This is a genomic window from Floridaenema fluviatile BLCC-F154, assembly GCF_041929135.1.
In the GTDB taxonomy this organism is placed as follows: Bacteria; Cyanobacteriota; Cyanobacteriia; order Cyanobacteriales; family Aerosakkonemataceae; genus Floridanema; species Floridanema fluviatile.
In genome coordinates this window covers 154,249-169,833 of sequence record NZ_JBHFNS010000057.1, presented here as the reverse complement: position 1 = coordinate 169,833, position 15,585 = coordinate 154,249, and the positions used below count along the sequence as shown (strand labels likewise).

The 15,585-nt window shown below is 40.0% G+C and carries 14 protein-coding genes and 1 pseudogene; 12 read left to right on the top strand and 3 right to left on the bottom strand.

All coding sequences use genetic code 11. The features are described from left to right. Positions 1-166: pseudogene (locus ACE1B6_RS14420) on the top strand (photosystem II D2 protein (photosystem q(a) protein)); the annotation flags it as partial. Positions 167-301: 135 nt separating this feature from the next. Beyond that, positions 302-1,663 carry a photosystem II reaction center protein CP43 gene (gene psbC, locus ACE1B6_RS14415; RefSeq protein ID WP_413257937.1) on the top strand — a complete coding sequence of 454 codons (1,362 nt, stop codon included), beginning with the start codon at positions 302-304 and terminating at the stop codon, positions 1,661-1,663. Positions 1,664-1,940: 277 nt separating this feature from the next. On the opposite strand, the gene ACE1B6_RS14410 is transcribed toward psbC, so the two are convergent. Then, positions 1,941-2,147, bottom strand: coding sequence for a hypothetical protein (locus ACE1B6_RS14410; protein WP_413257929.1), 207 nt, complete (start codon positions 2,145-2,147; stop codon positions 1,941-1,943). Between the two features lie 191 nt (positions 2,148-2,338). On the opposite strand from ACE1B6_RS14410, the gene ACE1B6_RS14405 reads away from it, so the two are divergent. Beyond that, positions 2,339-3,211, top strand: coding sequence for an S-methyl-5'-thioadenosine phosphorylase (locus ACE1B6_RS14405; RefSeq protein WP_413257928.1), 873 nt, complete (start codon positions 2,339-2,341; stop codon positions 3,209-3,211). 52 nt (positions 3,212-3,263) lie between these two features. Here ACE1B6_RS14405 and ACE1B6_RS14400 read toward each other — a convergent pair whose 3' ends face one another. Then, positions 3,264-3,452, bottom strand: a complete 189-nt coding sequence (locus ACE1B6_RS14400) for a DDE transposase family protein (RefSeq protein ID WP_413257927.1) — start codon at positions 3,450-3,452, stop codon at positions 3,264-3,266. A gap of 223 nt (positions 3,453-3,675) precedes the next feature. Between ACE1B6_RS14400 and ACE1B6_RS14395 the strand changes: the two genes are divergently transcribed. Genes ACE1B6_RS14395 through ACE1B6_RS14385 form a run of 3 tightly spaced genes read left to right on the top strand, consistent with a single transcriptional unit; the run spans position 3,676 to position 8,266 of the window. Beyond that, positions 3,676-6,882 (top strand): DEAD/DEAH box helicase, encoded by a 3,207-nt coding sequence (locus ACE1B6_RS14395; RefSeq protein WP_413257926.1) that lies wholly within the window; start codon positions 3,676-3,678, stop codon positions 6,880-6,882. 41 nt (positions 6,883-6,923) lie between these two features. Beyond that, positions 6,924-7,802 (top strand): SWIM zinc finger family protein, encoded by an 879-nt coding sequence (locus ACE1B6_RS14390; protein WP_413257925.1) that lies wholly within the window; start codon positions 6,924-6,926, stop codon positions 7,800-7,802. Continuing rightward, entirely contained in the window at positions 7,799-8,266 is a 468-nt protein-coding gene (locus ACE1B6_RS14385; protein WP_413257924.1) for an RpnC/YadD family protein, read from the top strand. The genes ACE1B6_RS14390 and ACE1B6_RS14385 overlap by 4 nt, the downstream gene beginning before the upstream one ends. Positions 8,267-8,391: 125 nt before the next feature. On the opposite strand, the gene ACE1B6_RS14380 is transcribed toward ACE1B6_RS14385, so the two are convergent. Next, entirely contained in the window at positions 8,392-8,577 is a 186-nt protein-coding gene (locus ACE1B6_RS14380) for a PCP reductase family protein (protein ID WP_413257923.1), read from the bottom strand. 285 nt (positions 8,578-8,862) lie between these two features. On the opposite strand from ACE1B6_RS14380, the gene ACE1B6_RS14375 reads away from it, so the two are divergent. From ACE1B6_RS14375 to ACE1B6_RS14350, 6 genes are all read left to right on the top strand, one after another. Next, entirely contained in the window at positions 8,863-9,528 is a 666-nt protein-coding gene (locus ACE1B6_RS14375; RefSeq protein ID WP_413257922.1) for a DUF1361 domain-containing protein, read from the top strand. A 101-nt stretch (positions 9,529-9,629) separates the two neighbouring features. Beyond that, positions 9,630-10,547, top strand: coding sequence for an allantoinase PuuE (gene puuE / locus ACE1B6_RS14370; protein ID WP_413257921.1), 918 nt, complete (start codon positions 9,630-9,632; stop codon positions 10,545-10,547). Between the two features lie 525 nt (positions 10,548-11,072). Continuing rightward, positions 11,073-12,404, top strand: coding sequence for an ABC transporter substrate-binding protein (locus ACE1B6_RS14365; RefSeq protein WP_459563028.1), 1,332 nt, complete (start codon positions 11,073-11,075; stop codon positions 12,402-12,404). 33 nt (positions 12,405-12,437) lie between these two features. Then, entirely contained in the window at positions 12,438-13,349 is a 912-nt protein-coding gene (locus tag ACE1B6_RS14360) for a carbohydrate ABC transporter permease (RefSeq protein ID WP_459563027.1), read from the top strand. Positions 13,350-13,352: 3 nt separating this feature from the next. Next, positions 13,353-14,222 carry a carbohydrate ABC transporter permease gene (locus ACE1B6_RS14355; RefSeq protein ID WP_413257919.1) on the top strand — a complete coding sequence of 290 codons (870 nt, stop codon included), beginning with the start codon at positions 13,353-13,355 and terminating at the stop codon, positions 14,220-14,222. Between the two features lie 174 nt (positions 14,223-14,396). Continuing rightward, a complete protein-coding gene (locus tag ACE1B6_RS14350) occupies positions 14,397-15,497 on the top strand; it encodes an ABC transporter ATP-binding protein (protein ID WP_413257918.1) in 1,101 nt (366 codons plus the stop codon). Positions 15,498-15,585 lie beyond the last annotated feature (88 nt).

Genomic DNA, 15,585 nt, shown 5'->3' with positions numbered 1-15,585 from the left:
CGTATCCCAAGAGTTAAGAGCAGCAGAAGACCCAGAGTTTGAAACCTTCTACACCAAGAACATTCTCTTGAACGAAGGTCTGAGAGCTTGGATGGCTCCAGCTGACCAACCCCACGAGCGTTTTGTCTTCCCTGAAGAAGTTCTGCCTCGCGGTAACGCTCTGTAAAAACAAGCTAAACGGGGATGACTGGAAAATTAATCAGATATTTTTCCTTCATCCTTAAATTTCACCCTTAAATCCTAAAATCCTTAGAACCTTTTATTTAGGTACTGCCCCGTGGAATCATCATTTAACAGTGCAATGGTTGCGGGCAATCGTGACCAAGAATCTTCAGGTTTTGCTTGGTGGGCTGGTAACGCCCGCTTAATCAACCTTTCCGGTAAACTGCTGGGCGCTCACGTTGCCCACGCTGGTCTGATTGTCTTCTGGGCTGGAGCGATGTGTCTGTTTGAAGTCGCTCACTTTAACCCAGAAAAGCCGATGTACGAACAAGGCTTAATCCTACTACCTCACCTCGCTACCCAAGGTTGGGGAGTTGGCGCAGGTGGTGAAGTTATCGATACTTACCCCTACTTCGTAGTTGGTGTTCTGCATCTAATTTCCTCTGCTGTTTTGGGTCTGGGCGGTATCTATCACGCCGTTCGTGGACCAGACACCCTCGAAGAATACTCTTCTTTCTTCGGGTATGACTGGAAAGATAAGAACAAGATGACCACCATCCTTGGTTTCCACTTAATTGTGCTTGGCTGTGGTGCCTTGCTTTTAGTGGCTAAGGCAGTAGCCTTTGGTGGCTTATATGACACCTGGGCTCCTGGTGGTGGTGATGTGCGGGTAATTACTAATCCCACACTGAACCCTGCTGTCATCTTTGGTTACTTAACAAAATCTCCTTTCGGTGGCGATGGCTGGATTGTCAGCGTTGATAACTTAGAAGATGTCATCGGCGGTCACATCTGGATCGGTTTGATCTGTATCGCTGGTGGTATTTGGCACGTTCTCACCAAGCCTTTCGGTTGGGCACGTCGCGCTTTCATCTGGTCTGGAGAAGCTTATCTCTCCTACAGCTTGGGCGCATTGTCCCTGATGGGTTTCATTGCTGCTTGCTTCGTTTGGTTTAACAATACTGTTTATCCCAGCGAATTCTTTGGCCCAACTAACGCTGAATCTTCCCAAGCACAAGCGTTCACCTTCCTAGTACGTGACCAACGCTTAGGTGCTAACGTCGGTTCTGCACAAGGCCCAACTGGTCTTGGTAAATACCTGATGCGCTCTCCTACAGGTGAAATCATCTTTGGTGGTGAAACCATGCGCTTCTGGGATTTCCGTGGCCCTTGGTTGGAACCTTTACGTGGACCTAACGGTCTTGACTTAGACAAGATCAAGAATGACGTTCAGCCTTGGCAAGTACGTCGTGCTGCTGAGTACATGACTCATGCCCCCAACGGTTCTTTGAACTCTGTAGGTGGTCTGATTACTGAAATCAACGGCTTTAACTACGTAAACCCACGCGCTTGGCTGGCGACTTCTCACTTTGTCTTGGCTTTCTTCTTCTTAGTTGGTCACTTGTGGCACGCAGGACGGGCTCGTGCTGCTGCTGCTGGCTTTGAAAAAGGTATCGATCGCGAAACCGAGCCAGTATTATTCATGGGCGATATCGACTAAGGAGTTAGATAAGTTTAAATTTCTCTCTCCTAAACAGTTCAAAGCTCCTGCCTTAAGGCAGGAGCCTTTTTTTATTCTCGATCGTTGTAGGGACTACTCAAATATCTTTTGTAATTTCCGCTTGTGACAGTTGAGGGTGCGTCATGTGGGTTTTAACTCAAAATGGAAAATTCTGTCAGGGCAGGTTTTGTTGAAGGTTGTCTGTAAAGAAGGAAAAGTGTTTTTCTCAACCCGCCCCTACTATTGAAAATTTTCTCCCCCCTTCTGCCTTTATTTTTCAATCTACTATTCTGATCAATCCTTTTTGGATTGCTTCGTACACTTCATTAATTTGGCGTTGATCTTTTTCGCTCAGAGAATCTTTGGATAGCAATGCTGCCATTAAAGTATGTTGATCTCTCCGATTAATCTGGCGAATAGCAAATATCCTTTCTAGGATGCTTTCAACCGATACTTTTGGTTTTGTTTCAAAGTGCCTCATCATTATTCAATTAATCTTTACCTTATTCAACCAAACTCAGTATTCCCAAATAAATGGTAATACTCACAATTCTATTGTTACAGTTTATTGAGAAAAAGTGATGGCGATCGCTAATAAAACTTCTTCTCTGTGTTCCTAGTCACAGTCATTTTAGGTACAATGCTGAAGTTTCACGCGCAATACAACAAAATTTTATGACTGAGGCGAAAATTGGGATTATCGGTGGCAGTGGTCTTTACAAAATGGAGGCCCTCAAAGATGTGGAAGAGGTGCAAGTTGATACTCCTTTTGGGCCGCCTTCTGATGCTTTAATTGTCGGCACTTTAGCTGGAACTAAGGTGGCTTTTTTAGCTCGTCACGGTCGGAATCATACTCTATTACCGTCTGAGTTGCCGTTCCGGGCGAACATTTATGCAATGAAGCAGCTGGGCGTTGAATATTTAATCTCCGCGTCAGCTGTTGGTTCTCTCAAGGAGGAAGCTAAACCTCTAGACATGGTAGTGCCAGATCAATTTATCGATCGCACTAAAAATAGAGTATCCACTTTTTTTGGCGAGGGAATTGTAGCTCATATTGCATTTGGCGATCCAATTTGTCAAAAGTTAGCTAATGTTTTAGCAGATGCGGTGGCTAGTTTAAATTTGGATAATGTAAATTTGCATCGCAGCGGTACTTATGTTTGCATGGAAGGGCCGGCTTTTTCTACTAAGGCAGAGTCTCATCTTTACCGGAGTTGGGGTGCAACTGTCATTGGTATGACTAATTTACCAGAGGCAAAATTAGCCAGAGAAGCCGAAATTGCTTATGCAACTTTAGCGTTAGTTACTGATTACGATTGTTGGCATCCAGATCATGATAGCGTGACTGTAGAAATGATTGTTGATAATTTACAACGCAATGCGATTAATGCTCAAAAGGTAATTCAAGAAACGGTACGAAGAATTACGGAAAATCCTTTTGTTTCTGAAGCTCATTCGGCTTTGAAATATGCTATTCTTACCCCATTGGATAAAGCACCAACAAAAACTAAAGAAAACTTAGCTTTGCTGCTGAAAAAATATATCTAGAGACGGAGAAAAGGGAGAGATTTTAGTGAAAAATTTTCCCTTTTCCTAATCCCTAAATAGGTTTACATTTCCCGGCACGGATTAATCCGACACGACGAGCGATCGCATCTTCTACCGAACTAAAAGGCCCCCAACGTTCTACGATATTAGAATCTTCTTGGCTTTCCACTTGTGGACTAGGAACAATATCACAGTTGCCTTGGTTACGTTTGATAATATACCAGCCTGGGGAATCGCTCATCAGATTTCACCTTGTTAAAATTTGTAACTACAATTAACCAGAAAAAAGTGATAATCGGTTGTTTTATGGAATTTTTAGGGTTATCATAAAATGATATCCGCAATTTTACGCACAACCGCAAGTATTCGCAAACAATTATCGATATTAATCATTAGTTTAGTGATTCTTCCGCAGCGACTAATGATGAGTTAAACATCACAAACAAAATTTGAGCAGTTTCTAAATGGCAGTTCTACACGGTAGTTGGATCAATCAATCTCAGGGCGATTATTTATTCATTTGGGGAGAAACATGGCGCAGAGTTAACCCAGCAAACTCTGAAGAATTCACAATGCTATTACCTCACCCTTATGCAATGAGTAAGCAAGAATTAGTTGCCTATTTACAGAGTTTAGATAAAATCAGCAAGGTGCTACCAACTGACGCTGTAACTGTTGAGAAAAGTGCAGCTAAAAAAGGGAAAAAGAAAGCGGAAGAAAGTCAAACTAACCGTTGGCAAGTACAAGTTTTAGGTTTACCAACTCGGATAACTCTAGATAATAATGCTTTGTTGCCGTTGCATTCGGGCACTATATTAAATGAAAATGAATCAGAGATATCTTTATGTTATTTATATCCTTGGCAAGTAGAGGGAATTTGTTTAAATAGGCAAGAAGCAAGAGAGTTTTTAGCTGCTTTGCCGCTAACTACTATTAATGAATCAGATTCTTTTTTAGGCAGAGATTTGCAGTTTTGGAGTCACATCGCTAGATGGAGTATTGATTTACTGGCAAGGTGTAAGTTTTTGCCGAGACTGCAACAGCGAGAAGATGATTTTTTGGCTGTTTGGCAACCTTTACTTGATAGCGGAGTCGATCGAGTTCGGTTAGAAAATTTCGCCCGACAAATGCCAGATGTTTGTCGCAGTTATCAAAGTTGGGTAATTGATGATTCCTCGCCATTTATTAGTTTAGAATTACCGCCAGAACCTAAAGACTTACTGCTGAGTTTCTTAAGTAGTGCGATCGATTTACAAGTGCGAACTGTGGCGAAAGGAAACTCTGTCCCGAGTACAGAAAATTTGGTGCAGAAGTGGTTAGAAGGATTAGCAAATGAGTCGGCGCAAGTAACCGGAGAAACCCCAGAAAGGTTAGTAGCAATCTTAAATTCTTGGATGGCACCTGTTCAACCATTTTTAACAGGACAAAGTTTATTTCGCACTTGTTTTAAAGTGCATCCTCCTGGAGAAGATGCAAAAGATTGGACTTTAGAATATTGTTTGCAAGCTGTTGACGATCCTGAATTGATCGTAGATGCTGCGACTATTTGGCAGAATCCAGTTGAACGTTTTATTTATCAAGGAAGAACCATAGAACGTCCGCAAGAAACTTTTCTGCAAGGGTTAGGTTTAGCTTCTCGATTAATGCCAGTAATCGAACCGAGTTTAGAAACAGCAACTCCCCAACTTTGCCGCTTAAATCCGTTAGAAGCTTACGAGTTTATTAAAGCAGGTGCGTGGCGTTTTCAAGATAGTGGTTTAGGGGTAATTTTACCGCCAAGTTTGGCAAATCGGGATGGTTGGGCGAGTCGTTTGGGTTTAAGTATTCGCGCCCAAACTCCTGAGTTAAAAGCAAATCAACGCTTAGGTTTGCAGAGTTTATTAAATTTCAAATGGCAGTTATCTATCGGTGGGCAAACTATTTCTAAAAAAGAGTTTGACAAGTTAGCAGCGCAGAATAGTCCGCTGGTAGAAATTAAAGGGGAATGGGTGGAGTTACGCCCGCAAGATGTGAAGTCAGCGAAGAATTTTTTTGCTTCTCGAAAAGAGGAAATGTCCCTTTCTTTAGAAGATGCTTTGCGTCTCAGTACAGGTGACACGCAAATGGTGGAAAAATTGCCTGTGGTGAGTTTTGAAGCTTCGGGAGTTTTGCAAGATTTGTTGAATGCTTTAACAAGTAATCGGGCGGTGGAGGCGATCGATCCTCCCGAAACTTTCAAAGGAGAATTACGCCCTTACCAAGCGCGAGGTGTCGGTTGGTTAGCATTTTTAGAACGCTGGGGATTAGGTGCTTGTTTAGCGGACGATATGGGTTTGGGAAAAACGATTCAGTTCATCGCTTTTCTATTACATTTAAAAGAAGAGAATGCGCTGGAAAAACCGACTCTTTTAGTTTGTCCAACTTCAGTTTTAGGTAACTGGGAAAGGGAAGTTAAAAAATTTGGCCCTAGCTTAAAAGTTGTAGTGCATCACGGTGATAAACGTCCGAAAGGAAAGGCGTTTGCGAAAGCAGTTCAGGATAAAGATTTGGTAATTACTAGTTATCAATTAGTTTTCCGCGATGTGAAGGATTTGCAAACTGTTTCTTGGCAAGGTGTGGTGTTAGATGAAGCGCAGAATATTAAAAATCCAGAGGCGAAACAGTCGCAAGCGGTAAGGGATTTAGAGGCGAGTTTTCGGGTTGCGTTAACAGGAACTCCGGTGGAAAATAGGTTGTCGGAACTTTGGTCAATTTTAGATTTTCTCAATCCGGGTTATTTGGGACCAAAAAATTTCTTTCAACGCAGATTTGCGATTCCGGTGGAGAAATATGGGGATACTTCTTCATTAAAGACTTTACGATCGCTAGTCCAACCTTTCATCCTGCGTCGTTTAAAAACCGATCGCGATATCATTCAAGATTTGCCCGAAAAGCAGGAAATGAATGTATTTTGCGGGTTAACTGCGGAACAAGCAGAATTATATCAGAAATTAGTTGAAAAATCGTTGGCAGAAATTGAAAGTTCAGAAGGGATTCAACGCCGAGGTCAAATTTTAGCCTTGTTAGTGAAACTGAAGCAAATTTGCAATCATCCAGCGCAATTTTTGAAGGAAGCAAGTTTGGCAAATAATCATCGATCGGCTAAACTTTTGCGTTTAGAAGAGATGTTGGAAGAGGTGATTTCGGAGGGCGATCGCGCTTTAATCTTCACCCAATTTGCGGAATGGGGAAAACTATTAAAACCCTATTTGGAAAAGCAATTTAATCGAGAAATTCTGTTTTTATATGGTAGCACTTCCAAGAATCAAAGGGAGGAAATGATCGATCGCTTCCAAAACGATCCGCAAGCACCAAGAGTGATGATTTTGTCTTTAAAAGCTGGTGGTACTGGGTTGAATTTAACTCGCGCCAATCATGTTTTTCACTTCGATCGATGGTGGAATCCTGCGGTGGAAAATCAAGCAACTGATAGAGTATTTCGGATTGGTCAAACGCGCAATGTGCAAGTACATAAGTTTGTTTGTCAAGGAACTTTGGAAGAGAAAATTCATGATTTAATTGAAAGTAAAAAAGCACTTGCAGAACAGGTAGTAGGTGCTGGGGAAAATTGGTTAACTGAGTTAGATACTGACCAGTTACGGAATTTATTATTGCTCGATCGCAATGCAGTTATTGATAGTTCGGAGTTTTAATTTTTTTTAACCGCGAAGACGCGAAGGACGCAAAGGAAGAGATGATGAGAGATTACGATCCGGGGATACAAAGGGTTACGAAGGAAGATAATACTGCTATTTCTGGTCGGGAATGGTGGGTGGAACGGTGGTTAGAATTGTTGGATAAATATCGATTTAAAAAGCGGTTGGAACGGGCGCGAAATTATGCTAGACAAGGGAATGTTTTGAGCATTGATTTTCAGGAACAAAAGGTTTTTGCCAAAGTTCAAGGAACAGAACCGGAACCTTATCAACTTTCGATATTTTTGGAACCTTTTACTGATGAACAGTGGGATTATGTCATTGAAACTATGTCGCAGAGGGCAATTTTTTCGGCTAAGTTATTAGCTGGAGAAATGCCGAAAAATATTGAAGAAGTTTTTACTGCTAATGGTTTAAGTTTGTTTCCTTTTACTTTAGAAGATGTGCGAAGTCGTTGCAGTTGTCCTGATAAAGCTAATCCTTGCAAACATATTGGGGCGGTTTATTATTTGTTAGGCGATCGCTTCGGTGAAGATCCTTTTGTTTTATTTCAATTGCGTGGACGCAGCAAAGCACAAGTTATTGAAGCTTTACGCAAGTTTCGCAGCAAGGGAAAAGAGGAACAAGAAAATAAAGAAACTGATATTCCGGTAAGTCAAAAAGTACAATATCCCTTAAAAATCGCAGAGTTTTGGCAATATGACCAACCTTTAGAACCCGGTTTGGTTGTAATTGCACCGTCGCCAATTAGTGAAACAATTTTAGATGTTCTGGGTAAGATTCCTTTGGGTAATGATGAAGCGGAAAAACCCCAAACAAATGTAGCTACATCTGACGCAGTAATGCAGTATTTAAACTCAGTTTATCAGGCAGTTAGTCAACAGGCAATTATCTCAGCAATGACGGTGGGAGAATGACGAGAAATTTTCATGACCAATTTGCTAAACAGTATCTCAGCGAACTATTAACTCCTTTGGGTGAGGTAATAGTTAGCCGTGAGGTAATGGCAGAAAACCATCCTTTCAAAAGAAACATTTTGGAGGTTGTCGCTAACTGGCGAGTTGGTTTAGAAACGACGCAAAATTTAAGTGAAGATGAAGAGGAATTGCTTATGAACTTATCATCAGCTTATGTACGTTGGCGAGAAGATACTTTACGAGAAGGTCGTCAAGAGGGTCGTCAGGAAGGTCGTCAAGAGGGTCGTCAAGAGATGATCGAAAACTTTTTGCGAGTTCGGTTTGGTTCTTTGGATGACCAACTAAATAGATGTATAAATCCTATGTTGGAATTGCCAGCTAGTGAGTTGAGTCAACTGTTGTTAACTCTTTCGCGTGAGGAAATTTTAGCTAGGTTTGGAGGAGGGTCTAATTCAAGTAGTTAGTGTTGAGAGAATGGGGGATAGATCGCACTTTCTAAACTAAGCTTAAAGTGCGATCGATCTTTCCTCAATTTCCACTTTCCAAATCAATGGGTCAGGCTTTAAATTAGTTTGGAAAAATGCCATTACTACTGTCCAAATTCTAATCGCGCCTGTTCAACAATTTCCGGCGTTACCACTTCTAAATCGGCTTCTCGTGCCAATTGTTCAATTCGCTGTCTCGCCTGAGTCCGCACAAAAAAGGGAATATTTTTCAGCTTTGTCTTAGCTTCCGCAGTCCACTGCAAACCACCAGTTAAATCAGAATCCGCCATAACTTGCTAATATTTTGATTAGTTTTTATCAGTTGTTATTTAACAGCTTCATGTTTATATTTTACCTGCTGAGGGTAACTATGCTTTCTTAATTTTCGTTAAATTCACGTTCTGGCTAGATATTTTTGCTGAGTTGAGGTGCTGAAACCCTTGCAATTTAGGCATCTTGTTTGCTTTTGCCGATCTGGGTTGACTATGCTTGGATAGTGCATCTGAAATTTGTAGTTGATTTTTCAGCGAAAGGTTAATCTAAGTAAAGGTATAACTAACAGAGAAGACATATCTATGAGATCCCAACTTTACCAGACAAAAGAAGCATTTTCCGGTGGCATATATAGCGGTTGGATTGCTTGGAATCTATTTCTGGCTTTTATTCCCTTAGTTCTTAGTTTTTGGCTATTTCGGCGCAAATCAAATTACCGTTCTTATATTTGGTGGATAGGTTTTGCAGTTTATTTTGCTTTTCTCCCAAATGCGCCTTACCTACTAACAGATATTATTCATTTAATTCGTGGTATTCGGGAAGGTTTTTCTGCTTGGATTATTACTTTAATTTTTATTCCCTTACATTTCTTTGCCATTATTGCTGGAACGGAAGCTTATGTGATTTCGTTAATTAACCAGGGTAATTATGTAAAACGACAGCTATCATCAAAGTGGGTGATATGGTCTGAGTTAATTACTCATGCTCTCTGTGCTGTAGGAATTTACATGGGAAGATTTCAGCGATTTAATAGTTGGGATTTAGTTACCGATCCAGATAATGTTTTGCTGACAACAATTAATGATTTGACTTCAAAACGCCCGATATTAGTTATGTTTATTACTTTTGTTGTCTTGACGGTTATTTATTGGACTATGAAGCAAATTACTTTGGGTTTAGTGATGCGAATTCGCTATTTGCGCCTGAAACGTAAGCTGAAAAATCAGCGAGTTGCTGAGAAAATTTAAGTTTTTTTATACCACAGATATCCACAGATGCACACAGATGTAGCTGTGGATTTTTGGATTATTTATGTTAATCAAATTTCCCATCAAAAGAGGTGGTAACAATGAATAAGGAATATTCGCGAAATATGGTTGGCTATGGGCAAAATACTCCCGATCCTCAATGGCCTAATCAAGCAAAGGTGGCAGTACAATTTGTGATTAATTATGAGGAAGGTGGGGAAAATTCTATTCTTCACGGTGATGTTGCTTCGGAAGCATTTCTGTCAGAAATTGTGGGGGCTGTTCCTTTGCCTGGGGTACGAAATATAAATATGGAATCGATTTATGAATATGGTAGCCGATCGGGTTTTTGGCGACTACATCGGCTATTTACCCAAAGAAAAATTCCGGTGACAGTTTATGGTGTAGCAATGGCTTTGCAAAGAAACCCGGAAGCAGTTGCAGCGATGTTAAAAGCTGATTGGGAAATTGCTACTCATGGTTATCGTTGGATTGATTATCAATATTTTGGTGAGGAAGCGGAGAGGGAACATTTACAAAAGGCGATCGCTATTCACACTCAAGTTACTGGTAGTCGTCCTTTAGGTTGTTACATCGGCAGAGTTAGTCCCAACTCCCGTAAATTAATTGTTGAAGAAGGCGGTTTTCTCTACGATGCTGATAGTTATGCCGATGATTTACCTTACTGGATTTATGATTATGGCAAACCGCATTTAGTCATTCCCTACACTTTGGATAACAATGATATGCGCTTTGCAACTAATCAAGGTTTTAATTCTGGCGATCAGTTTTTTGCTTATCTTAGAGATGCTTTTGATGTGCTTTATGCTGAAGGCGAAACTGCACCAAAAATGATGAGTGTTGGGTTGCATTGTCGCTTAGTTGGAAGACCTGGACGTGCAGCAGCTTTGGCGCGTTTTCTTGATTATGTGCAGCAGCATGAAAAAGTTTGGTTGTGTCGTCGGATTGATATTGCTCGTCATTGGCATGAATATCATCAGCCGAAAATAAATCAGTAAATTTGCTGTTTTTCATGACTTTGTTACTGGCAATTTTCACCGCAGATGCAAATATTTAGCTACTTGCATCTGGATTTTTTATATAACTTTATGAAGTTTTACTAAATAAAATGGCTTGCGATCGATCTATTTCGCTAGATAGAGCCAAACTAATCTTAAGTTAGTTTAAATATTGAATATATTTTTATATTTTAGCTGAAGATATAGCAGCGATCGCGATTTTTTTATCGCAGTAGTAGGAATATTTTTCCGAATAAATGTGCTATATCTGGAGAAGTTGCGTTAAGTTTAAGAGTGGATTAAATTAGGTATGTCAGAATTCTCGATCGCACTATTATTGGCGATGCAGCCCAAGTCAAACTAGAGAAATAACAATTTTATGGCTGCTAGCGATCAACAGAATTTTGCCAAAGAAAAACTAAATATTTTCCCAATGGGGACTCTCAATTTAAACCAAATACTGAGAGATTGCGGTGCTTTTGCTGACTAATCAGCTAATTAAAATTTGCGTTGAATATAGAGATCATGTTTTACCATCAGCCGCTAAATCGACTGAAGAAATTTTTGCGTAGACTAGGATTTTGGCGTAGTACAGGGATGTTTATTGCTATTTTTTTGAGCCTGATTTTAGTAAATAAAATAGTGGTGGCTCAACAACCAGTAACTCTTAATTTACTAATGACTGCGCCTGATGCTCAACCTTGGCGAGAGGGAATGATTGCAGAATTTGAGCGAAAAAATCCCGGTATTCGGATTAATATTATCGAAGGGCCAAATGCGACAAATTTAATCGAAGACCTTTATACTTCGGCATTTATTTTAGGCGAGTCTCCTTACGATTTAATCAATATGGATGTGATTTGGACATCCAAATTTGCTGCTGCGGGGTGGTTGTTAGATTTGACTGATAAAGTTACTCCCCAGCAATTAGAAGCTTTTTCTCCTAAAGATGTGGAGGGAGGAACTTACGAAGGTAGACTATATCGAATTCCCCTACGTTCTGATGTGGGAATGCTTTATTATCGGGAAGATTTGCTGAAACAAGCAGGATTAAAACCGCCAGAAACCTTTGAGCAATTGATGAATTTTTCCAAAGTTTTGCAGAGAAGCGATCGAGCAAAATGGGGTTATGTTTGGCAAGGTCGCCAATATGAAGGATTGGTGGCAATGTTTGTTGAAGTTTTACAAGGTTATGGTGGTTTTTGGGTAAATCCTGAGACTTTTGAGGTGGGATTGGATCGCCCGGAAAGTTTAAAAGCGATCGCCTTTTTACGCGACACAATTAAAGCCGGAGTTTCCCCACCGGGAGTAACAACATATCAAGAAGAAGAAACCAGAAGAATTTTCCAAAGTGGTCAAGCTGTTTTCTTAAGAAGTTGGCCTTATGTTTGGCCTTTAGCTAATCAAAAAACTTCCCAAATTAACGGAAAAATTGGTATTAAACCAATGGTTCATGCACCTGGAGAAAATTCTGCTGCTTGCTTAGGAGGTTGGGGTTTAGGTATTGCTAAATCTACGAAACATCCTAAAGAAGCTTGGAAAGCAATTGAGTATTTTAGCAGTCGAGAAGCCCAGCGAGAATTTATTTTGAAATCGGGTTATGTTCCCAGTCGCCGGGAGTTATTTACCGATCCAGAAATTGTGGCGAAATATCCCCATTTTCCCGAATTGCTGAAAGTGGTGGATAATGCGGTTTTGCGTCCGCCAATTGCTCAGTATGCTCAAACATCTGATATTTTACAACGCTACTTGAGTTCCGCTTTAACTGGTCGAATGTCTCCCGAAGATGCGATGCAAGCTGCTGCTAATGAAACTCGCAGGTTACTGAAAGCTAGTCAACAGAAAAAAGCGGCTTAATTTGGTTTTCTGACTTCTATTACCAGTGAATAAATGATGAGATTGAATACAATTCGCGATCGAGAACAACGCACAGGTTGGATTTTAATTTTACCCGCCGTTTTACTGCTGTTGTTTGTGTACGGATATCCCATTGCCCGTGCTTTTTGGTTAAGTTTATTTACGCAAAATTTAGGTACAAAATTACAGCCGATTTTCTCCGGTTTAGATAACTATATTCGCATGGCTGGAGATGGTCGTTTTTGGCAAAGTTTTTGGATAACTTCAGTTTTCACAGTCTCAGCTGTGCTGTTGGAATTATTACTAGGTTTGGGAATTGCCTTAGTTTTAAATGAAAAATTTCGCGGTCGTTCTTTAGTGAGAACTGCGGCAATTATCCCTTGGGCTTTACCTACTGCTTTAATTGGTTTAGCATGGGCATGGATTTTTAACGATCAGTTTGGCATTGTTAACGATATTTTGTTACGTTTGGGTTTAATTGAAACCGGAATTAATTGGTTAGGTGAACCAACTTTAGCAATGGTTTCCGTAATTATTGCTGATGTTTGGAAAACGACTCCTTTTATTAGTATTTTGCTTTTAGCTGGGTTGCAATCTATTTCTCCTGACCTCTATGAAGCACACGCGATCGATGGTGCAACTCCTTGGCAAAGTTTCTCTAAAATTACTTTACCTTTGCTAATGCCACAAATTTTAATTGCGCTATTATTTCGGTTTGCTCAATCTTTTGGTGTGTTCGATTTAATCACTGTAATGACTGGAGGAGGTCCAGGCGGGGCGACGGAAGTTGTCTCACTTTATATTTATGCAACGGTGATGCGCTATTTAGATTTTGGTTATGGTTCAGCTTTGGTGGTAGTGACTTTTTTACTGCTGATTTTGGCTGTAGCGATCGCTAGTTTCTTACTCAACAAAATGCGAAAAAGATTGTCAGGAGTTAGTTAAAAAATGACAGCAATTAGTCAAGAAAGAACCAAGAAGGAAACAAAGATCAGTTGGAAAAAAATCTTGTTGCCGATCGCAATTATTTTAGTGTTACTCTTTTGTTTAGCACCTGTTTTGTGGCAATTGTTGACTTCATTTAAAGTCAATGAGGATATTTCGGCAGTTCCTACAGTTTATTTTCCAACTCGTTTCACTCTGGATCATTACATTGAATTGTTCGATCGTCGTCCCTTTTTGCGCTATATGTTTAATAGCGCCTTTGTATCGATTACTTCTACCTTTTTAGCCTTAGCAATTGGCGCACCTGCTGCTTATACTTTAGCAAGATTAAGTATTCGGGGGCAAAAAGCAATTTTAGCCAGTGTTTTGATAGTTACCTTATTTCCGGGAATTTTGTTATTTTTGGGACTGTTAGAAGTTATCCAAAAATTAGGATTAGCAAACAACTATTTAGCACTGATTATTCCCTACACTGCGATTAACTTACCCCTGACAATTTTGGTGTTACGCAGCTTTTTTGAACAGTTACCCAAAGATTTAGAAGATGCTGCCAAAGTTGATGGTTACAATACTTGGCAAATGCTGATTCAAATTTTGTTACCCATGACAGTTCCAGCATTAGTAACTACCGGAATTTTAACCTTTATTGCTGCTTGGAATGAGTTCATTTTTGCTTTAACTTTCATGACTCAAGAAAACATGAAAACTATTCCGGTTGCTGCTGCCCAATTAGGTGGGGCTTCAGTTTTTGAAATACCTTATGGACCGATCGCAGCAGCAACAGTTTTAGGAACATTACCTTTAGTATTATTGGTTTTGTTCTTCCAACGCAAGATTGTACAAGGTTTAACTGCTGGTGCTGTTAAGGGATAATATCACTCACATCCTTATCAATTTTTAATTGTATCTAATTGTAGGGGCGGGTTTAGCAGATAAACCCTGTATCAAATCAAAAATCTCTAAACAAAACCCGCCCTATCATAACATCCCGATACAACTAGAAAAAATCTAAATTGTTGAGTTAGAAATTTAAGGAAAAATAAAACAATGGCTAAATTAGAACTGAAAAATTTAAATAAGACTTACACCCCCAAAGTTATTCCGGTAAAAGATGTCAGTTTATCTGTAGAAGATGGGGAATTTCTCACATTACTTGGCCCTTCGGGGTGTGGAAAATCAACAATTTTAAGGTTAATTGCTGGGTTAGAAGAACCGACTCGCGGTCAAGTTTTGATTGGCGAAAGAAATGTTACTGGAGTGCGTCCGGGCGATCGAAATATTGCAATGGTTTTTCAAAGTTACGCCCTTTACCCACACCTAACAGTTTATGACAACATTGCTTCCGGTTTAAAACTGAAAAAAACCCCTTCCGAAGAAATCAAACAAAGAGTAGCAGAAGCAGCAAACGTCTTAGGTTTAGAAGAATTAATGAACCGAAAACCCGGTCAAATGTCAGGCGGACAAAGACAAAGAGTTGCCCTAGCACGCGCCTTAGTTCGCCGTCCCGATGTATTTTTATTAGATGAACCTTTAAGTAATTTAGATGCACTTTTGCGGGAAAGAGTCAGAGCAGAAATAAAACAATTATTTGCCGCCCAAAAAGTGCCCGTTGTCTATGTAACTCACGATCAAACAGAAGCAATGACTCTTTCTTCAAAAGTTGCTGTACTTAATAAAGGTGACGTGCAACAACTTGATGCCCCCGAACTCATTTATAACAACCCAGCAAATGTATTTGTTGCAGGTTTTGTGGGTAGTCCACAGATGAATTTATTAACCCTTTCTTGCCAAGGAAATCACGCAAGTTTAGGTAATTTTAAAATTCCTCTGCCAAAGATGCCAACTGTTCCACATAACATTGTTTTAGGAATTCGCCCGGAAAATGTGCATTTAGCAAAACCGGAAGATACAAATATAATTAAGGGTCGCATTTTTTTAGTAGAAAATTTAGGGATGCACTATTTAATTAGTGTGCGGGTTGATAGTTCCGAAAAAGAAGAAATTATAGTCCGAGCTTTAGTACCAATTCAACAAAAATGGAGTGGAGAAGAGATAAATTTGGTATTACCTAATGAGTCAATTCATTGGTTTAATGTGCAAACAGGTGATGCAATGGTTAAACCGTCAGTTGCCAGTCAGTTAGTGTGAAATTGAGAATTTGTAGCTGCGTTTTTAGCCCACCCGGAAATCAATTTTCGGGCTAATAGCGAAGTCCATTAAAATGGACTGAAAGTTT